Source organism: Curtobacterium sp. ABR8 (assembly GCF_057812125.1).
Map to the genome: position 1 here is coordinate 3,145,428 of NZ_CM173818.1, position 21,395 is coordinate 3,166,822.

General features: G+C 71.4%; 23 protein-coding genes and 1 pseudogene. 9 read left to right on the top strand and 15 right to left on the bottom strand.

What is annotated here, in order from left to right:
• Window positions 1–7 precede the first annotated feature (7 nt).
• Window positions 8–847 (bottom strand): siderophore-interacting protein, encoded by an 840-nt coding sequence (locus ACXKZB_RS14960; RefSeq protein WP_488823658.1) that lies wholly within the window; start codon window positions 845–847, stop codon window positions 8–10.
• 28 nt (window positions 848–875) lie between these two features.
• On the opposite strand from ACXKZB_RS14960, the gene ACXKZB_RS14965 reads away from it, so the two are divergent.
• Genes ACXKZB_RS14965 through ACXKZB_RS14980 form a run of 4 tightly spaced genes read left to right on the top strand, consistent with a single transcriptional unit; the run spans window position 876 to window position 4,907 of the window.
• Complete coding sequence (locus tag ACXKZB_RS14965; RefSeq protein ID WP_261783926.1) at window positions 876–1,955, top strand: FecCD family ABC transporter permease; 1,080 nt, start codon at window positions 876–878, stop codon at window positions 1,953–1,955.
• Entirely contained in the window at window positions 1,952–3,028 is a 1,077-nt protein-coding gene (locus tag ACXKZB_RS14970; protein WP_488823659.1) for a FecCD family ABC transporter permease, read from the top strand. The genes ACXKZB_RS14965 and ACXKZB_RS14970 overlap by 4 nt, the downstream gene beginning before the upstream one ends.
• Window positions 3,025–3,885 carry an ABC transporter ATP-binding protein gene (locus ACXKZB_RS14975; RefSeq protein ID WP_488823660.1) on the top strand — a complete coding sequence of 287 codons (861 nt, stop codon included), beginning with the start codon at window positions 3,025–3,027 and terminating at the stop codon, window positions 3,883–3,885. Before ACXKZB_RS14970 ends, ACXKZB_RS14975 begins: the two co-directional genes overlap by 4 nt.
• Window positions 3,886–3,896: 11 nt before the next feature.
• Window positions 3,897–4,907 (top strand): ABC transporter substrate-binding protein, encoded by a 1,011-nt coding sequence (locus ACXKZB_RS14980; protein WP_488823661.1) that lies wholly within the window; start codon window positions 3,897–3,899, stop codon window positions 4,905–4,907.
• A gap of 100 nt (window positions 4,908–5,007) precedes the next feature.
• Here the strand turns inward: ACXKZB_RS14980 and ACXKZB_RS14985 are convergent, their stop codons facing one another.
• From ACXKZB_RS14985 to ACXKZB_RS14995, 3 genes are all read right to left on the bottom strand, one after another.
• On the bottom strand, window positions 5,008–7,062 hold the full coding sequence (locus ACXKZB_RS14985) for a transglycosylase domain-containing protein (RefSeq protein ID WP_488823662.1): 2,055 nt from the start codon (window positions 7,060–7,062) through the stop codon (window positions 5,008–5,010).
• 574 nt (window positions 7,063–7,636) lie between these two features.
• Entirely contained in the window at window positions 7,637–7,945 is a 309-nt protein-coding gene (locus tag ACXKZB_RS14990) for a hypothetical protein (protein ID WP_488823663.1), read from the bottom strand.
• A 348-nt stretch (window positions 7,946–8,293) separates the two neighbouring features.
• Window positions 8,294–8,731, bottom strand: coding sequence for an NUDIX hydrolase (locus ACXKZB_RS14995; RefSeq protein ID WP_488823664.1), 438 nt, complete (start codon window positions 8,729–8,731; stop codon window positions 8,294–8,296).
• A gap of 42 nt (window positions 8,732–8,773) precedes the next feature.
• Between ACXKZB_RS14995 and ACXKZB_RS15000 the strand changes: the two genes are divergently transcribed.
• Window positions 8,774–9,004, top strand: a complete 231-nt coding sequence (locus tag ACXKZB_RS15000) for a hypothetical protein (RefSeq protein ID WP_488823665.1) — start codon at window positions 8,774–8,776, stop codon at window positions 9,002–9,004.
• On the opposite strand, the gene ACXKZB_RS15005 is transcribed toward ACXKZB_RS15000, so the two are convergent.
• The 3 genes from ACXKZB_RS15005 to ACXKZB_RS15015 all read right to left on the bottom strand — a co-directional run bounded on the left by ACXKZB_RS15005 (window position 9,001) and on the right by ACXKZB_RS15015 (window position 10,807).
• Window positions 9,001–9,957, bottom strand: coding sequence for a phosphotransferase enzyme family protein (locus ACXKZB_RS15005; protein ID WP_488823666.1), 957 nt, complete (start codon window positions 9,955–9,957; stop codon window positions 9,001–9,003). The two genes, ACXKZB_RS15000 and ACXKZB_RS15005, sit on opposite strands and share 4 nt — an antisense overlap.
• Window positions 9,958–10,055: 98 nt before the next feature.
• Complete coding sequence (locus tag ACXKZB_RS15010) at window positions 10,056–10,304, bottom strand: hypothetical protein (protein ID WP_488823667.1); 249 nt, start codon at window positions 10,302–10,304, stop codon at window positions 10,056–10,058.
• Window positions 10,301–10,807, bottom strand: a complete 507-nt coding sequence (locus ACXKZB_RS15015; protein ID WP_488823668.1) for a MarR family winged helix-turn-helix transcriptional regulator — start codon at window positions 10,805–10,807, stop codon at window positions 10,301–10,303. The genes ACXKZB_RS15010 and ACXKZB_RS15015 overlap by 4 nt, the downstream gene beginning before the upstream one ends.
• Before the next feature lie 92 nt (window positions 10,808–10,899).
• On the opposite strand from ACXKZB_RS15015, the gene ACXKZB_RS15020 reads away from it, so the two are divergent.
• On the top strand, window positions 10,900–11,829 hold the full coding sequence (locus ACXKZB_RS15020) for an NADP-dependent oxidoreductase (RefSeq protein WP_488823669.1): 930 nt from the start codon (window positions 10,900–10,902) through the stop codon (window positions 11,827–11,829).
• 6 nt (window positions 11,830–11,835) lie between these two features.
• Here ACXKZB_RS15020 and ACXKZB_RS15025 read toward each other — a convergent pair.
• Window positions 11,836–12,680 (bottom strand): annotated as a pseudogene (locus ACXKZB_RS15025) (pentapeptide repeat-containing protein).
• Window positions 12,681–12,798: 118 nt separating this feature from the next.
• On the opposite strand from ACXKZB_RS15025, the gene ACXKZB_RS15030 reads away from it, so the two are divergent.
• The gene (locus ACXKZB_RS15030; protein ID WP_488823670.1) at window positions 12,799–12,954 is read left to right on the top strand and encodes a hypothetical protein; all 156 of its coding nucleotides are present in this window, start codon (window positions 12,799–12,801) and stop codon (window positions 12,952–12,954) included.
• A gap of 28 nt (window positions 12,955–12,982) precedes the next feature.
• On the opposite strand, the gene ACXKZB_RS15035 is transcribed toward ACXKZB_RS15030, so the two are convergent.
• Genes ACXKZB_RS15035 through ACXKZB_RS15050 form a run of 4 tightly spaced genes read right to left on the bottom strand, consistent with a single transcriptional unit; the run spans window position 12,983 to window position 16,693 of the window.
• Window positions 12,983–13,639 (bottom strand): response regulator, encoded by a 657-nt coding sequence (locus ACXKZB_RS15035; RefSeq protein ID WP_488823671.1) that lies wholly within the window; start codon window positions 13,637–13,639, stop codon window positions 12,983–12,985.
• Window positions 13,636–14,937, bottom strand: a complete 1,302-nt coding sequence (locus ACXKZB_RS15040; RefSeq protein ID WP_488823672.1) for a sensor histidine kinase — start codon at window positions 14,935–14,937, stop codon at window positions 13,636–13,638. Before ACXKZB_RS15040 ends, ACXKZB_RS15035 begins: the two co-directional genes overlap by 4 nt.
• Complete coding sequence (locus ACXKZB_RS15045; RefSeq protein ID WP_488823673.1) at window positions 14,934–15,785, bottom strand: ABC transporter permease; 852 nt, start codon at window positions 15,783–15,785, stop codon at window positions 14,934–14,936. The genes ACXKZB_RS15040 and ACXKZB_RS15045 overlap by 4 nt, the downstream gene beginning before the upstream one ends.
• Window positions 15,782–16,693 carry an ABC transporter ATP-binding protein gene (locus ACXKZB_RS15050; protein WP_488823674.1) on the bottom strand — a complete coding sequence of 304 codons (912 nt, stop codon included), beginning with the start codon at window positions 16,691–16,693 and terminating at the stop codon, window positions 15,782–15,784. Before ACXKZB_RS15050 ends, ACXKZB_RS15045 begins: the two co-directional genes overlap by 4 nt.
• A 113-nt stretch (window positions 16,694–16,806) precedes the next feature.
• On the opposite strand from ACXKZB_RS15050, the gene ACXKZB_RS15055 reads away from it, so the two are divergent.
• Both ACXKZB_RS15055 and ACXKZB_RS15060 read left to right on the top strand, forming a co-directional pair.
• Window positions 16,807–17,802, top strand: coding sequence for an alpha/beta hydrolase (locus tag ACXKZB_RS15055; RefSeq protein ID WP_488823675.1), 996 nt, complete (start codon window positions 16,807–16,809; stop codon window positions 17,800–17,802).
• 9 nt (window positions 17,803–17,811) lie between these two features.
• On the top strand, window positions 17,812–18,378 hold the full coding sequence (locus ACXKZB_RS15060) for a GNAT family N-acetyltransferase (protein ID WP_488823676.1): 567 nt from the start codon (window positions 17,812–17,814) through the stop codon (window positions 18,376–18,378).
• Window positions 18,379–18,555: 177 nt separating this feature from the next.
• Here the strand turns inward: ACXKZB_RS15060 and ACXKZB_RS15065 are convergent, their stop codons facing one another.
• From ACXKZB_RS15065 to ACXKZB_RS15075, 3 genes are all read right to left on the bottom strand, one after another.
• Complete coding sequence (locus tag ACXKZB_RS15065) at window positions 18,556–18,927, bottom strand: VOC family protein (RefSeq protein WP_488823677.1); 372 nt, start codon at window positions 18,925–18,927, stop codon at window positions 18,556–18,558.
• Window positions 18,928–19,034: 107 nt separating this feature from the next.
• Entirely contained in the window at window positions 19,035–19,730 is a 696-nt protein-coding gene (locus ACXKZB_RS15070; protein WP_488823678.1) for a helix-turn-helix transcriptional regulator, read from the bottom strand.
• 108 nt (window positions 19,731–19,838) lie between these two features.
• Window positions 19,839–21,320 (bottom strand): mannitol dehydrogenase family protein, encoded by a 1,482-nt coding sequence (locus ACXKZB_RS15075; protein WP_488823679.1) that lies wholly within the window; start codon window positions 21,318–21,320, stop codon window positions 19,839–19,841.
• Window positions 21,321–21,395 lie beyond the last annotated feature (75 nt).

Consider the following 21,395-nt stretch of genomic DNA (forward strand, 5'->3'; position numbering starts at 1 on the left):
GCGCCGCTCAGGCGGAGACGGACTCCTTGGCCTCGTGCTTCCAGAAGCCCGAGAACGTGATGCGTGACTTCGGCAGACCCGCACGGTGCAGGTGCCGGCGCCCTTCGGTCGCCAGGGTCGACTCGCCGACCACGAACGCGTAGCCCCGGTCGTCGACGGGCACGTGCCGCTGCAGCTCGGCGAGCGCGGCGCGACCCGGCACGGCGTGGTGGTCGACCTCGTCGCGGACGATCCACGTGACGGTCACGCCGCTGGGTGCGTCGATCTCGCGGACGTCACCGGCGGTGGGGACCTCCTGGATGATGCGGCCGACGGTGTCCCGCGGCAGCGACGCGGCGATGCCGAGCACGCCCGGCAGGCCGGTCTCCTCGGCCGCGATGACGACCTCGCTGGTGTCGTCCGGGCAGTCGAAGATGCAGCCCTGGTCGAGCATCGCCAGCTGGTCGCCCGGTCGGGCCGCACACGCCCAGATGGCGGCGCGGCCCTCGGGCTCGCCGTCGGCGTCGGTGTGCACGACGAAGTCGATGTCCATCTCCGCGGTGCCGTCGGGCATCGGGCGGAACGCGGCGACGGTGTAGTTCGCGCAGTGCGGGCGGACGTCCTCGGGGATGGCCAGGAACGTCGGCCACCACTTCTTGCCGTCCAGCTCCGGCATCCGGAACGCGTCCTGGTCCGGGCGCCCGGTGAACAGACGGAACCAGTGGTCGAAGCCCAGGAACGGGAACTCGTGCAGGTCGTCGCCGGTGACGGTGACGCGGTGCATCGACGGCGTGGTGCGCTCGGTCCGCAGGACCCGGGCGCGGAAGAGCCGGGGATTCTCGGGCAGGAGCCGCGGAGTCTTCGCCATGAGGCAAGGCTAACCTAAGATGTTCTCCGTGCCAGCCCCCTCTCCCACTCTGGCTTCCGTCCCGGAGGCCCGCGTCACCGATGCGACCACCGCGCTCGGCGTCCACCGCACCGCCGTCCGCCGACACGTCCTGGTGATCGCCGCACTGGTCGTCGTGCTGGTCCTGGTGGCGGTCGCGAGCATGCTCCTCGGCAGCAACCGGATCGGCGTCGACCGGGTGCTGGACGGCCTGTTGCGGACCGGGTCGACCACCGACGAGGCGATCGTCTGGGGCTCCCGGATCCCGCGCACGCTCATCGGTGCCGCGGTCGGTGCGGCCCTGGGGATCGCGGGGCTCCTGATGCAGGGGCACACCCGCAACCCGCTCGCCGACCCCGGACTGTTCGGGGTCTCGTCGGGTGCCGGGCTGGCCGTCGTCCTCGGCGTCTACGTGTTCGGGGTGACCAGCACCGGCGCGACGGTGTGGTTCGCCCTCGGCGGCGCGCTGGTCGCGAGCGTCGTGGTGTTCTCCGTGACCGTCGCGGGCAGCGGCACCGCCAGCCCGGTCCCCCTCGCCCTCGCCGGCGCCGCGGTCTCGGCCCTGCTGGGCGCGCTGACCTCGTTCGTCGTGCTGACCGACCAGGACTCGCTCGACGCCTACCGACTGTGGGTCGTCGGTTCCCTCGCCGCACGGCAGCTCGACGTCCTCGGCGCGGTGTGGCCGTTCCTGGTCGCCGGGCTGGTGCTCGCGGTCGTGAACGTCCGGGCCCTCGACGCCCTCGGGCTCGGGTCGGACCTGGCGAAGGGCCTGGGCGAGAACGTGCTCGTCGCGCGGCTCGTCGGGCTCGGCGGCATCACCCTGCTCGCTGCCGGCGCGACCGCCGCCGCGGGCCCGATCGGCTTCGTCGGCCTGACCGTGCCGCACGTCGCCCGTGCACTCGTCGGGACCGGGCACCGGTGGACGCTGCCGGTGTCGGGACTCGTCGGCGCCGCGCTCGTCCTGCTCGCCGACGTCGTGGGGCGGCTCATCGGCGGGTTCTCGGAGGTCGAGGTGGGCATCGTCCTCGCCGTCATCGGCGGTCCGGTGTTCGTCGCCGTCGCCCGTCGCCGATCGCTGGTGTCCCTGTGACGGGCGCAGCGGTCCGTGCGCCCGGCCGCGCCGGCGTCCGCATCGGACCGATCGGCCTCGCCTGGCGCCCACGGGTGTTCTGGTACACGGTCGCGTCACTCGGTGCCGTCCTGGTGCTCGTCGTCCTCGGCGTCGCGATCGGCTCCACCTGGATCGCCCCGGGCATCGTCGTCCGCTCCCTGGTCGGGCTCGAGACCGGCCCGGACGCCTTCATCATCACCACACTCCGACTGCCGCGCGTCCTCACCGGGGCACTCGTCGGTCTCACGCTCGGCATCGCAGGGGCGCTGACCCAGACCTTCACCCGGAACCCCCTGGGCACCCCGGACATCATCGGCGTGACGTCGGGGGCGAGCGTCGGCGCCGTGGCGGCCATCGTGCTCGGCGGTGGCACGTACTCGGTGTCCTCGTTCGTGCTCAGCGGCGGGATCCCGGTGGCCGCGACGATCGGTGCGTTGATCGCCGCCGCCGTCGTGTACGGGCTCGGCTGGCGCGGTGGGGTGCAGAGCTACCGGCTCATCCTGGTCGGCATCGGCGTCAGCGCGACACTCGACGCGGTGACGAGCTACCTGCTCGTCCGCGCCAAGATCACCCTCGCCACCGCCGCGTCGCAGTGGCTCGTCGGCAGCCTGTCGAGCACCTCGTGGTCGAGCGTCTGGCCGCTGCTCATCGTCGCCGCGGTCGCGGTGCCGATCGCCCTGGCGACGAGCGCGGCGCTCGGCATCGGACAGCTCGGTGACGAGGTCGCCACCGGGGTGGGGCTCGCCGTGCAGCGGCACCGCCTGCTCGTGATCGCGCTGGCCGTCGTGCTCACCGCGGCTGCCGTCGCCGCTGCGGGACCGGTCGGCTTCGTGGCGTTCGTGGTCCCGCAGGTGGGCCTCCGGCTGGCCGGGACGAACCGCCCGCCCCTGCTGCTCGCCGGGCTGCTCGGCGCCGCACTCGTCCTCGCCGCGGACCTGCTGTCGCGCGCCGCGTTCCCGTGGCAGGTGCCCGTCGGCATCATCACGACCGTGATCGGCGCCCCGTACCTGATCTGGCTCCTCATCCGTCACCGCAAGGAGATGTCCCGATGACGACACCCCTGTCCACCCCGGTCCTCGAGGCCCGCGGCCTGTCCGTCGGCTACGACCGGCACCCGGTGCTGACCGACCTGGACCTGCGGGTCGAGCGGGGCACCGTGACGACGTTCCTCGGCGCGAACGGCTGCGGCAAGTCGACCCTGCTCAAGGCCTTCGGCCGGGTGCTGAAGCCGCAGTCCGGCGAGGTCCTGCTCGACGGCGCCCCGATCCGCAAGGAGCCGAACCGCCAGGTCGCCCGGAAGCTCGCGATCCTGCCGCAGTCCCCCGTCGCGCCCGCCGGCACGAGCGTGCTCGACCTGGTGATGCGCGGGCGCAACCCGCACCAGTCCTGGGCGAAGCCCTGGACCGCGGATGACGCCGACGTGGCCGAGCAGGCCATCGCGGCGACCGGACTGACCGACGTCGCGCACCGCGACGTCGCGAGCCTGTCGGGCGGGCAGCGCCAGCGTGCGTGGATCGCCCTGGTGGTCGCGCAGCAAGCCGACACGCTGCTGCTCGACGAGCCGACGACCTACCTGGACCTCGCACACCAGCTCGAGGTCCTGCGCCTGGTGCGCCGACTCAACCGCGAGCAGGGCTCCACCGTCGTGATGGTCCTGCACGACCTGTCGCTCGCGGCCCGGTTCTCCGACCGGCTCGTCGTCCTGCACGACGGCGGCGTCGCTGCTGACGGTGCACCGCACGAGGTGCTGACCCCCGCGTTGCTCGAGCGCGCCTTCGGGCTGCACGCGCGCGTGTTCCCGGACCCCGTGACCGGCGCCCCGATGATCGTGCCCGAAGCCGACGAGCACGACGCGTCGCTGCACCGTGAACGCGAGACCGTGCTGGCGAGCGCGGCCGACTTAGGTTAGCCTCTCCTAACGTGAAGCTCTCCCGACGCGGCTCCCTCCGAGCCACCCTCCTGACCTCCGTGGCCGTCTCGGCCCTCCTCCTCGCCGGCTGCTCGAGCACCGACTCGAACGACTCCGACGGTGACACCTCGGCGTCGAAGGCCTGGTCCTACGAGGACGCCACCGGCACGACCGTCAAGGTCGACCACACGCCGAAGCGCGTCGTCGTGCTGAACGACATCGCGATCTCGTTCATCGAGTACGGCCTGAAGCCGGTCGGCACCTTCGGCCAGCTGACCATGGCGAAGGACGCCCGGTTCGACGACCTGGACACCGACGGCATCACGCAGCTCGGCACCGGGTACGGCGACATCGACCTCGAGAAGCTCGCAGCGCTGAAGCCCGACCTGGTCGTGACCTCGGTGTACCCGACCGACGAGAAGGGCACGCTCGACGACACGCAGCCCGGCTACGGCTTCAAGGACAACGAGCAGGAGAAGCAGATCGAGGCCATCGCGCCGGTCGTCCAGGTCAAGTGGGGCGGCAAGGGCGAGGACGTCATCGAGAAGATCGCCGACCTGTCCGAGTCCCTCGGTGCGAAGGAGTCGACGATCGAGGCTGCCGAGAAGCGCTTCGACACCGCCGGCGACGAGCTCGAGAAGGTCGCGAAGGAGCAGGACCTGTCGGTCGTCTCCATGTACGCCGACGGTGACGGCGCCTACGTCACCCGCCCGACCGACGAGCCACTGCTGCAGATGTACTCGTCGTTCGGTGTCGACTTCGTGAACCCGAAGCCGAAGGGCTTCTACTGGGGCATCTACTCGTGGGAGAACGCGGGCCAGATCAAGGCCGACGTCCTGCTGCTGTCGCAGCAGGGCTACCAGGTCGCGGACCTCGAGAAGCAGCCGACCTTCGCCGACAACGCGGCACTGCAGGCCGGCCAGGTGCACAGCTTCACCTTCCCGGCGCTCGACTACGCCTCGCAGGCCGGCTACATGACGGAGCTCGCGGGCTGGCTCGAGGACAGCAAGAAGCTGTCCTAGGACGCAACCGACGATCGGACGGGAGGCCCGTTGCCAGCTGGCAACGGGCCTCCCGTCCGTTCTGTGGTGCGTTCTCGGGCACGTGGCCCGCCTGGTGTCGTCACCCCACCGGCAAGGCGGCGTTCACCGCGGTCTGCGCATCGCGCCAGACCGCTGCGCGGGACCCCGCGTAGGTGCCGCCCTGACCGTTGGAGTAGTACCGCAGGTTGTGCTTCCCGCCGTCGGTGTTGCCCTGCCAGTAGGCGGTCACCGCGCGCGAGCTCCCGCCGACCAACCACACCTGGTCGGCGGCGTCGGCCGTACCGGTCTTGCCGAACAGCGTGGTGCCGTCCGGGGTCTGGCCGCCGCTCGCCGTACCGCCCCGGAACGCGCCCTGCGAGACCTCGAACGCGGTCGCCGCGGTCTGCGGCGAGACGGCCTGCGAGCAGGTGCGCGGCTGCCCGCCGAGCTCCGTGCCGTCCGGTGCGGTGACCTGGTCGATGACGACCGGCGCGCAGTACCGACCGCCGTTCGCGACGCCCGCGTACGCCGCCGCCATCGTCAGCGGCGCGATGCTCTCGGTGCCGAGCAGCGATGCGGGGTTCCACGGCAGCTCGCCGCCGGCGGCCAGGTGCACGCCGAGGCGCTTCGCGACGTCGCGGATGTCGCACAGATCGAGCTGCGCCGCCATCGACTGGTAGGCGGCGTTCACGGACTGCGCCGTGGCCGAGCGGACCGAGTACGGCCCCTTCTGGCCGGGCGAGTCGTTCTTCGGCTGCCAGAAGGCCGTCGTCTGCTCGCCGCACGCCGTCCACGTGCTCTGCGGGTGCGGGGTGCCGTTCACGACCGTTTCCGGGCTGCGGCCGGCCTCGAGCCACGCCAGCAGCGTGAACATCTTGTACGTCGAGCCGGTCTGGAAGCCCGTCGAATCGCCGTCGGCCTGGTCGACGGCGTAGTTCAGGGACGTCGCCGTCGGTGGCGCCTGCTCCGACCGGTCGTAGTCGGTGTTCTGCGCCATCGTGAGCACCCGGCCGGTGCCCGCCTCGACCGTGTTCAGCGTCGCGCCCAGCGCGAGACGAGTCTCGGTCTTCGGGTCGTACCGGTCGAGCAGTTCCTTCTGCTTCGCGTTCAGGTCGAGGTCGAGCGTCGTCTGGATGCGGTACCCACCCGTCCGCCAAGCATCGGCGCGCTGCTGCTTCGTCGCGCCGAGCTGCGGCAGACGTGCGGCGACGCGCTTGGCGTAGTCGCAGAAGAACTCCGCCCCGGTCTCGACGGCCTCGCACCCCTGCTGCGGCGCGGTGATCCGGACGTAGTCGGCCAGCCGCGACAACCGTGCCGTGCGGTACTCGTCGGTCGTCAGGTGCCCCTGCTCGTGCATCGAGCGGAGGATCACGTTCCGCCGCGCGGCGTTGTCGCGGTAGTGGTCCGGCGTGGACAGGTCGCGGCGCTCCGGCCACTGCACGATCGCGATGAGCGATGCCGCCTCGGCCGGGGTCAGGTCGGTGGCGGACTTGCCGTAGTAGTGCTGCGCGGCCGACTGCACGCCGTAGGTCTGGTCGCCGAAGTACGCGATGTTCAGGTACGCCGTCAGGATCTGCTCCTTGGTGTACTTCTTCGCCAGGCCGATCGCGAGCTTCATCTCGGCGAGCTTCCGCTGCGGCGACCGCTTCGTCGCCTCCTTGTAGCCGGCCCTCTGCTCCTCGAGCGTCGGCAGCTCGCTCGCCCGCTGGATCTTGATGTTGCGCACGAGCTGCATCGTGAGCGTCGAGCCACCCGATCCGCCCTCGCCCTGCGACGCGGCAACACTCACCAGGGAGCGGACCATCGACGTCGCGTCCACACCACCGGTCTCGTAGAACCGCTTGTCCTCGCCGTCGACCGCAGCGTGCTTCAGCTGGTCGCTGATCTGGTCGAACGACAGCTCCTGCCGGTCCTGCGCCCACACGTTCGCCAGGTGCACCGGTTCGCCACCGCGGTACGCCCAGACCTGGTTGCGCTGCGGCAGGTCCCCGATCTCGATGTGCTCCGGCAGCGACTCGAACACCCCGATCGCCGACGTCGTGCTCACTCCGGCGACCGCGATCATCGGCGTCACGCCGACCCCGACCATCAACCCGGCGAGCACACTGCCGCCCACGAAGCCGAGCGCGGCTCCCCCTGCACGTCTCATCGTCATCGCTGTGGATCCCCCGTGGTGCATCACCGCACCGATCTGGTGCGGTAGTTCGGGAGCGTCCCAGCCGATCTCGGGCGGTCGCCGGGACTTCGCCGCGGAACACCGCCGTGTCCGCTGGGAAAGCGCCCGTCGTGACGGGATCGTGACGTCAGTGGGGGCGATCTCGGCCCTCCGGACGATGACGGGCGACCCCGAGAGCACTCGCTCCTGCACGTTTCGTCGCAGGCGGTCAAGTACGAGCGTGCAGCACGTGAGACACGAGCTCCCGATGCACCTCCATCGACAACACGTCGGTCGTCGCGGCGCACGCCCGCGGCAACGAGGTAGTCCTCGCGCCGAGCCGTGTCCCCCTGCCGGACGCACAGGCGAGCCAGACCCGATCTGCATCGCCACGTTGTCTCGCAAGCCACTGTGAATGACACCTTCACCGAAGACGCTTGCGAGACATGGTTGTGAGAACCGCCGCACCCCGGATCCCGCGGGACGGAACGCCGCGGCGGTGCTACCGACGAGACGTTTCGCAACCGTAGGGCTGCGAGCACAAAGCCGGTGGCGGCTCAGACCGCCTCGGGGACTAATAGCCTCGCCGGTACAGCAGCTGGAACACAATCACCCAGGCGATGACGAGGGCGAGCCCCACGATTCCCACCCACACGTGGTTCGCGCTACCCGTGGTCAGGAACAGCACGAAAACTACCCCAAGGACGCCGGAGCCGAGGGCAATCGGCCACCTATACGCCTGTGTCCAGGTACGCGGAGTGTCAACTACGGCCTCGGGTTCAAGTTCGTTGTTTTCTTCCACATGGTCAGAGTAGAAGCTGCGCCGCCGCCACGTCAGCGCTTCGACTGTGGAGTAGGGGCTTTGAGCGGTGATCCGCGCCATATTGGCGTGCCTACGCCGACACGTCTGGCCCCGAGCAGCGTGAACTGCTCGGGGCCAGACGTGTCAGTATCTTCCGGACTTACTGCAGGTCTAGTACCTGCTGGTGGCCTGGTCGCGCGTCAACTGAGTTGATCATCCCGAGCAGGTGATGGTGCCGGTGATCAACCCGGTGACTCCGCCGAGAACAGCACCGGCCGCAGCCCCCTCGATCCCGCCAGCCGGTGCTGTTGCCAACGCACCGGCGATAGCGGCGCCGGTTCCAGTAGCCAGTACGGAGTTGGCGACGCAGCGAGCATACGAGACAAGGGCTACACCACCGGCAGGTGTGTGACCGACGGGGTCGGAACATCAGCTGGCCGAGGAGTCCATCGGGTTGTGTCCCGCGAGCAGATCGAGCACGCCGTCCGGGAACACCGGGACGTCCGTCTCGACGGGCACCCAGCGCACCGGGCTGCCCTCGTCCAGCACCATGAGTTCGGCGTCGAGCGGCACCGCGTCCAGGTCAGCCGACCGGATGGCGAACACGTGGACGTACTCGTGTCCGGGCTGGACCTCGTACTCGAACAGGTTCTCCAGGACACCGAGCAGCCGGACCTCGTCGAGGGCGACGTCGAGCTCCTCGCGGAACTCCCGGCGGAGCGCCTGGACCGCGGTCTCGCCGAACTCGATGCCGCCGCCGACTGCACGGTGGAAGCGGAGGTCCCGTACCCCGTCGAACGACTCGGAGAGCAGCACGTGGCCGTCCTTGACCGGCAGCCCGACCGCGATGTTCCGGATGCTCCCCATCACGCCACTCTGCCACCGGTGCGGGTTCGGTAGGTTCGGACCATGCACGCCATCCGCTCGATCGTCACCCTCGCGATCGTCTTCCTCGGTCTGGGCTTCCTGCTCACCGCCGGTGGTTCCGTCTGGACGATCTTCACTCCGGACGGCACCGGCGTGAACTTCGCCGCGGGGTTCATGTACATGGGCGGCATGGCCGTCGGCGTCGTCGGGATCGCACTCGGGATCGCCGCGCTCGTGATCGTCGCCCGGGCGGCCAAGCGCAGCGTCCGCTAGCCGGCGAGCGACTCGGCGGCAGCGCCCCACCCGGTCGGGTCGTCCCCCGGCGGGGTGAACAGCATCGTGTTCCAGAGCACCAGGACGTCCCACCAGGCGAGCTCGTCCTCGGTGAGCGCGTTCACCGAGCGGTAGCCGTCGAGCAACTGCCGGTGGACCGCTGCGGGGACCGGCCCCCAGTCGTGGAAGAGCGTCCCGAGCAGAACGGCCGACCGCGCCAGTTCGACGCTGCGGTGGTCGCAGCGCAGGTCCTCGAAGTCGATGACGGCGACGACGTCCGAGTCGGCGCAGAGGACGTTCGCCGCTCGGTAGTCGCCGTGCACGATCTGGACCGGCAAGTCGTCGGAGGGCGCGGCCTCGAGCCGGCGTCGAAGCGTCCGCTGGACGCGCTCCGGCAAGTGCATCGGCGCGGCCTTGAGCCATCCCGCGACCTGCTGCACGAGCGGGGTCGGCGGCGGGCGTACAGCAGCCGCGCGCGCCCGATCGGGGCGGTCGCGCAGGGCATCGTGGAAGCGGGCCAGCGTCGCGCCGGCTGCGTGGACCTGTACCGGATCACGAACGTCCAGCAGTGTTCCGCCGATGACGTGCTGGAGACCCATCGAGACCCCGTCGTCCTCGACCTGCACCCGTCCGTCGAGCGTCCGCACCGGGGCGGAAACGGGCAGGCCGCGCTCCGCGAGCCACGTCGTGAGGTCCGCCGCGAACGCCAAGCGCTGGAACCCCTCCGGTGCGATCGACCACTTCAGGAGCATCCGTCCCTCGGCGGTCGACACCCAGGCGAGTGCGTTGTGGTCACTCATCACGATGCGCTCGCACACGACGACGTGCACGTTCCACCACCGGTCGAGCGTCCGGATGACCCAGTCCTCGGCAGCGGCGACGTCCGTGAACCCGAAGCGGCTCCGCAGCACCTGGGCGGGATCGGCGCGTTCCCAGAGCATCTCGAGGGTCATCGCTCCACCCTCGCAGGTCGCGCTGGCATCCGGTACCGGTCCCCCCGACGGAAGCGGGACCGTGTCGCGGCGACGGTCACGCACGCGCAGCTGACGCCTCAGCGGCGGCGGGTGCGGAGCCGCTGCACGCCCACCCACCCGGCGACCGCGAAGCAGCCGGCGGCCAGGACGTACGAGACGAGCAGGTCGGCCCACGTGCGCGGGTTGATCGATCCGTCGGGCAACCGTTCCTGGAGCTGGAACGACGACGGGAACAGCCAGTACGAGGTCGCGTACACGGTGAGCGCTAGCCCGACGAGAACCGAGCCGACGATGATCCACCGAGCGCCGCGCGCTCCGACGGTCATGCGGACGCCCCCTTCACGGATCGTCGCGACGCCGACCGCGGTGGGTTCGCTCGCAGGTGTTCGCTGATGCGCCCGAGGATCCGGGCGAGGTCACTCGCGTCGTCGTCCGTGATCGGTGCGAACAGGAGTCCGTGCACGGTGCCGATGTGGCCGGGGAACACGTCGGCAAGGACTTCGCGCCCCGCGTCGGCGATCGCGACGACGGTGCTGCGTTCGTCGTCCGGCGAGGGGGACCTCGTGACGAGGCCGCGCTGTTCGAGCAGTTGCGCCTGGTAGGTCAGACCGCTGCGGCTGTACACGACACCGTCGGCCAGGTCCGTCATGCGCAGGTGCCCCTCCGGAGCATCCCCCAACCGCGCCAGGAGCTGGAACTGCACGTAGCTCAACCCGCCGACGTCGCGGAGCTGCTTCTCGACCGCGGGGCGCAGGAGCGCACTCACCTCGGTCAGCGCGAAGTAGGCGCCGAGCTGTGTCGGGGTCAGCGCGGTGGGGGTGTCGCTCATGCAGCCATCCTACCTGTTGCTTCGAGTTCAAAGCAGTGGTAGTGTCCCGAGCAAGCGCTTCGAATTCGAAGCAACTACGAGAGGGCATCACCATGAAGGCAGTGCAGTTCCACGAAGTCGGCGGACCCGAGGTCCTCCAGTACGGCGAGGTCGAGCAGCCGACCCCTGCAGCGGGTCAGGTGCGACTCCGCGTCGCGGCCTCCGCGTACAACGCTGCAGACAACGGCATGCGGGCCGGCTTCCTGCCGATCCCGATCCAGCTGCCCCACGTCCCCGGCTACGACGTCTCCGGTACGGTCGACGCGATCGGCGAGGGCGTGACCGGTTTGGCCGTGGGCGACGCGGTCATCGCGTTCCTGCCGATGGACCGCGACGGCGGGGCAGCCGAGTACGTCATCGCACCGGCGGACGCCGTAGTCGCAGCGCCGACGAGCATCCCACTGGCCGACGCGGCCGCGCTGCCGTCCGTCGCGCTGACCGCCTGGCAGGCCCTGTTCGACGACGGCCGGCTCACCGCCGGACAGCGGCTGCTCGTCGTGGGTGCCGGCGGGGTCGTCGGCAAGTACGCCGTCCAGCTCGCCAAGCGCGCCGGAGCACACGTCATCGCGACCGCCAGCCCCCGCAGTGTCGATGCCGTGCGCGCGGCCGGTGCCGACCAGGTCATCGACCACACCGACGTCGACCTGCTCGACGCCCTCGACGGTCAGGTCGACGCGCTGCTCAACCTGGCGCCGATCGAGCCCGAGCAGTTCGCGGCGGACGTCGCAGCGGTCCGCGACGGCGGGGTCGTCGTGAGCACGACGGCGTTCATGGCCACCCCGGGTGACGAGTCCCGAGGCGTGCGCGCAGCGACCGTGTTCGTCCTGCCGAACCGCGAACGCCTGACGGAGCTCGTCGCGTTGGTCGACGACGGTGCACTGACGGTCGAGGTCACGCGACGCATCCCGCTCGCCGAACTCCCCGCACTGCACGCCGAGGGCGCAGCCGGGAGGATCGCCGGCAAGGTCATCGTCCTGCCCTGACCCGGCTCACGGGAGCGACCAGTGCGACGGGCGGTCCAGGTCGTCGGGCAGCACGGTGGACGCATCGCCCTGTGCGGCGTTCACCTGCGGCTGGGTGAGGAACAGCGCGTTCGACAGGTCCGCTCCCCCGAGCCGGCATCGCGCAGGTCCGCCCCGAGCAGGTCCACGCCCGACAGGTCGCATCCCCGCAGGTCCGCGGCGATCAGGTACGCACCGCGCAGGTCGGCCCCGGGCAGGGAGCGGGCACGGAGGTCGCGGCCGGCCAGGTCAGCCGACGGGTGCAGGTCACCGGCCGCCTCGCCGCCAGCGGGGTACCCACCCCGGGCCTCGGCACTGACGTCGATCAGGACGGAACGGACCTCGGACCGGAGCGACTCGACGTCCACCGCGAGGACGTCCCCCAGCTCGCCGTCGAGGATCAGCTGGACACGTTCCCGGAGCACGGTCGGTGCCTCCGCTGACCCCAGGGCGGTCGAGCGGGACACCGCCTCGGCCAGGTACCAGAGCATCTCGTGGAGCTGCCGGGCGACGGCGAAGGCCCGGAACATCTCGGGCTTCGAGTCCGGGCGGTCGAGCCAACTCGTGCCGTCGAACAGGATCTGCGACACGTACTGGCCGGCCCCGAAGCAGTCGAACGTGGTGCACCCCGCGAAGCCCCGCGGACGGAGCGCCTGGTGGATCGTGCAGGAGAAGTCGTCAGCCAGGTTCCGGCACGGGGTGTCGGCAGGCTTGTCGATCGGGAAGTCGCTGGACCGCTGGAACCCGAAGGCGGTACAGCAGAGGGCGAAGCAGTCACCGCACGAAGCGCGGAGCCCCGAGCGGGAGGTGTCGCTGGGTGGGCTCTGCGTCACAGAGCGGGAGAACGTGTCACTGCCGCCAGGCTAGCGGCGCGCGACTGCGCTCGTCCGCAGTCCGGACGCGTACGGTACCCATGTGACCAGAACCCACCCGGCAAGACCGCACCGCCTCGTGCTGATCGCCGCCGCCGTCGTGCTGGTGATCGGCGTCGTGCTCCTGTTCACGCCGTGGGACGGGCTGATCCCCGTGCTCGCCTGGGTGCTCATCGTGGCGTCCATCACCCTCGGCGCGATCACCCTCGTCTTCGCGAGGGCCCCGCGCAGCTAGGACCCACCACGGCTCGGACACCGCGCAGCTAGGACCGCGCCACCAGTCCGTGCTCGTAGGCGAAGATCACCGCGTGCACCCGGTCACGCAGCCCGAGCTTGCCGAGCACCCGCCCGACGTGCGTCTTGACCGTGGACTCGCTCGTCACCAGGTGTGCGGCGATCTCCGGGTTCGACAGCCCGCGGGCCATCGCGAGCAACACGTCGCGCTCGCGCGGGGTCAGGGGCTCCAGCGGGTCCGGACCCGCCGGCCGGTCGTCCGGCAGCACGGAACCGAAGAGCTCGAGCATCCGCCGCGTCACCCGCGGTGAGACGGCGGCCTCGCCCGCTGCCACGGACCGGACGGCGTCGAGGAGCTGCGCGGCGCTCACGTCCTTCAACAGGAACCCGCTCGCCCCGGCACGCAGGCCACCGAACGCGTACTCGTCCAGGTCGAAGGTCGTCAGCACGAGCACCCGGGTCTCGGGGACCTGTTCGACGATCGCGGCCGTCGCCGTGACGCCGTCGACGTGGGGCATCCGGACGTCCATCAGCACGACGTCCGGACGCAGGGCACGGACGAGCCGCACACCTGCACCGCCGTCGCCGGCCTCACCGACGACCTCGATGTCGGGTTGCGCCTCGAGCAGCAGCCGGAACCCGGTCCGGATGAGTTGCTGGTCGTCGACGATCGCGACGCGGATCACCGGTTCTCCGTCCTGACCGGGATCGTCGCCCGGATCTGCCAACCGTCGGTGCCGTCGCGGGAGCCCGCGCGCACCTGCCCACCCAGCGCGCGGATGCGCTCCTCGATCCCGATGAGCCCTCGACCCGACCCCGTCGTGGCGTGCGCCGACCCGTCGGGCCGAGTCGGGCCTCCTGTCCGTCCGTCGTCGGTGACGACCACGGTGACCTCGGTGGCGGACGCGGCCACCTGGACGTCCACCGATCGGACGTGCTGCGCGTGCCGGGCGGTGTTGGTGAGGCCCTCCTGCACGACCCGGTACACGGCGAGCTGCAGGGCGTCGTCCTCGGGGACGACGCCAACGAGTTCGAGGGCGACGGGCGTGCCCAGCGCACGGAACCGGTCGACGAGTTGCGGGACGTCGTGGACGCCCGGCTGCGGCGCGAGCGCGGGTTCACCGTCGCCGCCGAGCACCCCGAGCATGCGGCGCATGTCCCCCATCGCGCCGCGGCCGACGTCGGCGACTCCGCGCATGGCCGCGGTCGCTGCGGACTCGCCCCCACCGGACGACGCCCCGGCGGGAGACCCAGCGGAGGCCCCGGCCGCCGCACCCTCGGCCAGCCGCACCATCACCGTGAGCGAGTGGGACACGATGTCGTGCATCTCGCGCGCGATCCGGGCCCGCTCCGCGGCGGTGGCGAGCTGCGCCTGCTGGTCGCGCTCCCGGGCGAGCTGGTGCGCGCGGTCGATCAGGGCCTGCGTGTAGCGACGGCGGTTGGCGACGTTGATCCCGATCAGCACCGCTGCGAGCAGGAACGCCACGGGCTGCGGGTACAGGACGTCGGCGAGCCCGCCGGATCCGGGTGCGATCACCCAGACGCGGAGGGCCGTGGCTCCGGCAGCCAGCACCGTGGCGACCGCGGCCGTCCACCAGCCGGCGGCGCGCGACCACCACACGGTCGCGGCGTAGACCGTGAAGAGCACCGGGGAGTACCCCGCTTCCGTCCACGTCATCGCGACGACCGACGCCAGCCCGAGCACCGCCGTCGCCGCGGGGTGCGTGCGCCGGAGCGGGATGCCGGAGACGGCGATGACCACGAGGACGACGACCGTGAGCCGCGCGGCGGGGCTCCCGTCGACCTGCCACGCACTCCGGAACGCCACGACGACCTCGATCGCGCCCCAGAAGACCATGAGCAGCGCATCGGTCAGGACCGGGTGGCGCGCCCAGAACCGCCGGAGTCGGCCGGGTGCGTCGGGCAGGGCGATGCCCCCGGCGCCGTCCTGGACGGCACCGGGGGCGAGGTCGGGAGGGGTCACGCGTCCCGCTTCTCGACCAGGGCGAGCGCCGTCACCGAGGCGACGACCACCCAGGCCAGCAGTACCGCGAATCCGCTCCATCCCCCCAAGGCTAGGACGCCGTCGTGCCATCCCGAGGTGACCTCGGTGCCGAACTGCATGAGCGGCTGGCCGGCGTTCTGCGGCAGCAGGTTGGTGAGCGTGCCGAGCCACTTCGCGCCCGTGAACGACTGCACCAGCTGCACGACGACCGGGGCGACGAGCATCAGCCCGAGCACACACGCGATCGCCCCGGCGGTGGACCGCAGCACCACCCCCACCGCGAAGGCGAGCAGCGCGATGAGCGTCAGGTAGACCGAGGCGCCGAGCAGCGGCATCGCGACGCTCGCGTCCAGCGACGCCTCGACGTTCCGGCCCGCCGCGATCGGCAGGGTGGTGAACGCGGTGGCCCACACGCTGACGGCACTCGTGACGAAGACGACCACGGCGAGGACGATCGCCTTCGCCGCCAGCGCGACCGACCGCCGCGGGACCGCCGCGAACGAGGAGCGGATCATGCCGGTGCCGTACTCGCCGGTGACGACGAGAGCGCCGATCACCGCGACGATCAGGACCGAGAGCATCGTGCCGCTCGTGCTGTACTGCACCAGGGCGTTCCGCGCCGCGTCGCCGGTGAGCCCCTGCCTGCCGGTGTCCGCAAAGGCCGCCAACAGCACGCCGATGCCGATCGGCAGGACGAGCAGCAGCAGGAAGCTCCACGCCGTCGACCGCAGTGAGCGGAGTTTGATCCACTCCGAGCGCAGGACGCCGGAGAAGTGGACGCCGGCTCCGTCGTGCCGCGGCAGGGTGTTGCTCGTGACCGCGCTCATCGGGTCACCTCCGATCGGTACTCGACCAGGTCGTGCGTGAGTTCGAGGTAGGCCTGCTCCAGGCTCGCTTCGGTGGTGGCGAGCTGGTGCAGGACGATGCCGGCAGCACCCGCTGCCTCACCGATCTGCTCGGCACCGAGGCCGCGGACCTGCAACGACCCGTCGCCCTCGTAGCCGATGGTGACGTCCGGTCCGGCGATCGCGTCGAGGAGCCGCTCGGGCTCCGGCGTCCGCACGGTGACCGACCGCTCCGTGGCGGCGGCGACCAGGTCCGCGATGTCCGTGTCCGCGAGCACCCGGCCGCGACCCATCACGACGATGCGGTCGGCGGTCAGGGCCATCTCGCTCATCAGGTGGCTCGAGATGAACACCGCACGCCCCTCGGCGGCCAGGCTGCGGGCGAGTCGACGCACCCACACGACGCCTTCGGGGTCGAGGCCGTTGACCGGCTCGTCGAGGATCAGCGTCTGCGGATCACCGAGCAGTGCCGCCGCGATCCCGAGCCGCTGCCCCATGCCGAGCGAGAACCCGCCGACGCGCTTCTTCGCGACGTTCTCGAGGCCGGTCATGCCGATGACCTCGTGCACGCGGGCCGTCGGGATCCGGTGCGTCGCGGCGAGCGCCGACAGGTGGTCGAAGGCGCTGCGTCCCTTGTGGACGGCCTTCGCCTCGAGCAGCGCGCCGACGCGACGCAGCGGGTCGCGCAGTTCACGGTAGGGGCGCCCGTCGACGTGGGCGGTGCCCGAGGTCGGCCGGTCGAGTCCGACGACGGCGCGCATCGTGGTGGACTTGCCCGCGCCGTTCGGACCGAGGAAGCCGGTGACGACGCCGGGGCGCACCGTGAAGGACACGTCGTCGACGGCGACCTTCTCGCCGTAGCGCTTGGTGAGGTTCTGGATCTCGATCATGCGGCAACGGTACGGAGACGGCCGGGTCCGCCACATCGCCATCGCAGACGATCTCCGCGGGGCGGTCGTGGTACCCCGGTACCACCCGCAGCGGTGCCGGATACGGTGGGGACATGGTCGTCCAGCGCTGGCACGAGGACGTCCTCGGGGCGCCCTACGAGCGACTCGAACTCCCGCTCGGCACCGACTCCGAGGGGCCCGTCGTCGCCACTCTGGTCCGTCGTCGCCACACCCCGACCGACCTGTTGCTGCACGGGCGCGGACCGCTGCACGGCGCTGACGTGCTGTACGTGCACGGGTGGTCGGACTACTTCTTCCAGACGGAGCTCGCCGAGCGGGTCGAACGGCTCGGTGCCCGCTTTCACGCACTGGACCTGCGGAAGTACGGCCGGAGTCTCCGCCCGCACCAGACCCCGGGCAACGTCGACGACCTGGCGGTGTACGACGAGGACATCGCCGCTGCGCTCGACGCCGTCTCCGCCGAGCACCCCGGCCCCGGCGAGCGGCGGCTCGTGCTGATGGGGCACTCCACCGGCGGTCTGACGCTGTCGCTGTGGGCTGCGCGGCACCCGGAACTCGTCGACGGGATCATCCTGAACAGTCCCTGGCTCGAGTTCCAGGCGACGGCCGTGGGCCGGGCGATCGTCGCACCCGTCATCAAGCTCGGCGCGAAGCGGAACCCCCTCGCCCCGATGCCCGCCGTCGACCCCGGGTTCTACACGCGCACCGTGTCGGCTGCCGGCGAGGGCACGTGGACGTACGACCAGCAGTGGCGGCCGGACCGCGGGTTCCCCCTGCACCCCGGGTGGCTCGCGGCGGTGTTCGCGGGACAGGACAAGGTCGAGCACGGGCTCGGCATCCAGGTCCCCGTGCTGGTCATGCTCAGCGACAAGAGCATGTTGCAGCCCCGATGGGACCCCGGGATGGCGCACGCCGACGTCGCGTTGAACGTCGACACGGTGGCGCACCGGGCGCTGTCGCTCGGTGACGAGGTCACGGTGCGGCGGCTCGCCGGCGCGGTCCACGACGTGGTGCTGTCCGCGCCCGATGTGCGGGAGCAGGCGTACGACGCGATCGGGCGGTGGGCCACGACGTTGCTCCCCCGCTAGCGTGTCGGGATGACCGACCGCTCCGTCCGGCTGACCCGCCTCGACCCGACCGGGGTCGACCACGACGCCCTCGTCGACTTCCTGTCGACCGAGGAGTTCCCCTTCCACGTGCGGCGGACGTGGAGCCGGGCGGACGCCGTCGAGGCAGTGGACTCCGGGTCCTACCGCGACGACGAGCACGACTCCTACTGGATCGACCACGCGGAGCACGGTCGCATCGGGTTCGTCCGGCTCGAGGACCTGGAAGACCCGGTCCCGCTGTTCGACCTGCGCATCGCCGGTGCGTTCCGCGGTCGCGGACTCGGCGTCCCGACGCTGCGCGCGGTCACCGACCACGTCTTCGGCACCCTGCCGTCGGTGACCCGGTTCGAGGGGCAGACCCGCGAGGACAACACGGCGATGCGCCGGGTCTTCGTGCGCGCTGGGTGGGTCAAGGAGGCGCACTACCGCGAGGGGTGGCCGATCGAGGGTGGCCGCGCGGTTGCGTCGGTCGGCTACGGGATCCTGCGCCACGACTGGGAGACGGGCGAGACGACGCCGGTGCCGTGGGACGACGACGTGCTCCCGGACGACTGACGGTGCGGCGCGATCCGGGTCGCGACCCAGGGCGAACGGGAGGCCCGGGTGACGCCCGCCACGGCCCGTCCGCCGGGGCGGGTGGCTACGTCCAGGGCGTGACGCGCGCGATCAGCCGCCGGTGGCCGTCCGGAGCGCGCTGCACGTGCGCCGGAACGCCGCGCTGAGCGGCTTCGCTCAGGCGGGGCGACTGAAGAGGTTCACGAGGTTGCCGTCGGGGTCGCGGAACAGCGCCGACCGATTGCCCCACGGCATCGTCGTCGGCGGCAGCACCACGTCGTCGAGGTCACCACGCAGCCCCGCGAACACGGCGTCGACGTCGTCCACCGCGAACTCGAGGAACACGCCGCCGTTCGTGCGGGGCTCCGGCGCAGCCGGTCCGAGCATCGCCACCGTCACCGGGGTCGCGAGGGCGAGCACGGCGCCTCCGGTCACGATCTCGGCGAAGACCGGGGCGGGCCGCCGAGCCTCGGTGCCGGTGACGCGCTCGTAGAACCGCACCATCCCGTCGAGGTCGTCGGTGATGATCCGGATGGATGCGAACTGCACGGGAAGCCCTCCTGGCCGGCCACCGTGACCGGACTCGTCGAGCATGCGGGACCACCGCGACAGCGTCCTGTCGGTGTTTCGGCGGATCAGCACGCGGATCGGGCGGCTCAGTCGCCGAGCACCGGACGCAGCACGCCGTGCGGGATGTCGAGTTCGTCGAGGTGGACCACCCGCGGCGGCGCCGGCTCGTCGGTCTCCGCGACCGCCAGCACCCGGTCACCACGGAAGGCCCGGACGCCGTCACGCAGCCGGCACCACGCGACGAGGTACCAGTCCTCGCCCTTCCCGATGTACCCGAGCGGTTCGACGACGCGATCGGTCTCCGCGCCCGCTGCGTCGCGGTACCGCATCCGGACGACGCGCCCGCCGGTCAGTGCTCCGGCGAGCGCCGTGGGAGCAGGTGTGCGCTCCCCCGACTCGAGCAGGTGCACCCGGCTCGCGAGTCGCGCTGCCCGTCGGGCGTCGTCCTCGGCCAGCACCGCGGTGACCTTGCGGGCAGCGCTGCGAGCCGCGTCACGGAAGGGGCTGGAGCCGAGCGTGCCGAGGCCGATCGCCACCGCGAGCGCCTCGTCGACGGTCAGCCCGAGCGGCGGGAGCGTCGCACGGGCGTCGATCGTGTACCCGCCGGTCCTGCCGGGCTCGGCCCAGATCGGCACGCCGGCCTGCTGCAGGGTCAGCAGGTCCCGCTCCACCGTGCGCACGCTCACCCCGAACCGCTCGGCGAGTCGGCGTGCGCTCCGCAGGGCGGGCGCCGCGGCGCGGAGCTCCTCGACGAGCGCGTACAGGCGGTCGGTCCGGTTCACGACGCGACCATAGCCCGTGACGCTACCGGGCACCGGACGGGAGGCCCGTGACGACGCCGCCACGGGCCTCCCGTCCGCCATGCCGTCACGCGCAGGGCGCGGGTCGCGTCAGGAACGCGACAAGCGTTCGACCGTGGCGTGGGCGCCGTCGGCGATGAGCCCGTCGAGGGCGTCGCGGTACGCCGCGACGAACCGCTCGTCGTCGATCAGGTCGCCGAAGACCTGGCGGTTCGCGATGAAGGCGAGCCGGTCGTCACGCTGGGTGAGTGCGATGCGGTGCAGTGGTTCGGCCAGCCGGTCGACGATCTCGATCGGCTCGCCGGACTCGTCCGTGCCCTCGTCGTAGCGCGCCCACGACGCGACGATGCCCGCCGACAACGTGACGGGGCGGTCGGCGGCGAGGTTCTCGCGCACGACGGGCAGCAGCCACTTCGGGATCCGGTCGCTCGACTCGGCGCAGAGCCGGGCCAGGGTGTCGCGGACCTCGGGGTTCTGGAAGCGCTCGATGAGGGTGGACTTGTAGTCCTCGAGGTCGATGCCGGGCACGGGGTGCAGGGTCGGCGAGCCCTCTTCGTCCATGTACCGGCGCAGGAAGGTGGCGATCGCCGGGTCCTGCGTGGCCTCGTGCGCGTACCGGTAGCCGGACAGGTACCCGAAGTAGCACAGGCCCTGGTGCGAGGCGTTGAGCAGCCGGAGCTTCATGAGTTCGTACGGCTCGACGTCCTCGACGATCTGCACGTCGGCGTCCTGGTACGGCGGGCGCCCCGCGGGGTGGTCGTCCTCGAGCACCCACTGGAAGAAGGGTTCGGCGACGACGGGCCAGGCGTCCTCGATGCCGAGCTCGTCGCGGACCCAGGCGCGGTCCTCGTCGGCGGTGACCGGTGTGATGCGGTCGACCATCGAGTTCGGGAACGACACGTGCTCGTCCATCCAGTCCGCGAACGCCGGGTCCTGCAGGCGGGCATAGGCGGTGAACACGTCACGGGCGACGTGGCCGTTGCCCTGGATGTTGTCGCACGACATCACGGTGAACGGCTGCTCGCCGCGGTCACGCCGTCGACGCAGGGCTTCGACGACGAGGCCGAACACCGTGCGGGGTGGTCCGTCGCCGCGCAGGTCGGCCGCGACGCCGGGTTCGTCCGCGACGAACTCGCCGGTGACGTGGTCGAAGTTGTAGCCGCCCTCGGTGATGGTCAGGCTGACGATCCTGGTGTCCGGGTGCGCCATCTTCTCGACCACGGCGTCCGGGTCGTCGACCGCGAGCAGGTAGTCGACGATGCTGCCGACGACGCGGGACTCGCGGGTGCCGTCCGGGTGCTTGAGGACGAGCGTGTAGAGCCCGCCCTGCTCCGCCATCGCGGTGGCCATCCGGCGGTCCTGCTCGAGGACACCGACGCCGCAGATGCCGTACTCACGCGCTTCGCCCTGCTGGAGCAGACGGTCGACCACCATCGCCTGGTGCGCACGGTGGAAGCCGCCGACGCCGAAGTGCACGATGCCGGCGGTGATGCCGCTGCGGTCGTAGGTCGGGACGGCGACGCCGCTCGCGGCGATCTCGTCGAGGGTCTCCGGGGACAGGCGGACGGGCATCGGGTACTCCTTCGTACGGCGGGCGTGCTGGCGGTCGCGCCGCCGGTCGCACCGGCGGTCGTGCTGGGTGCAGTC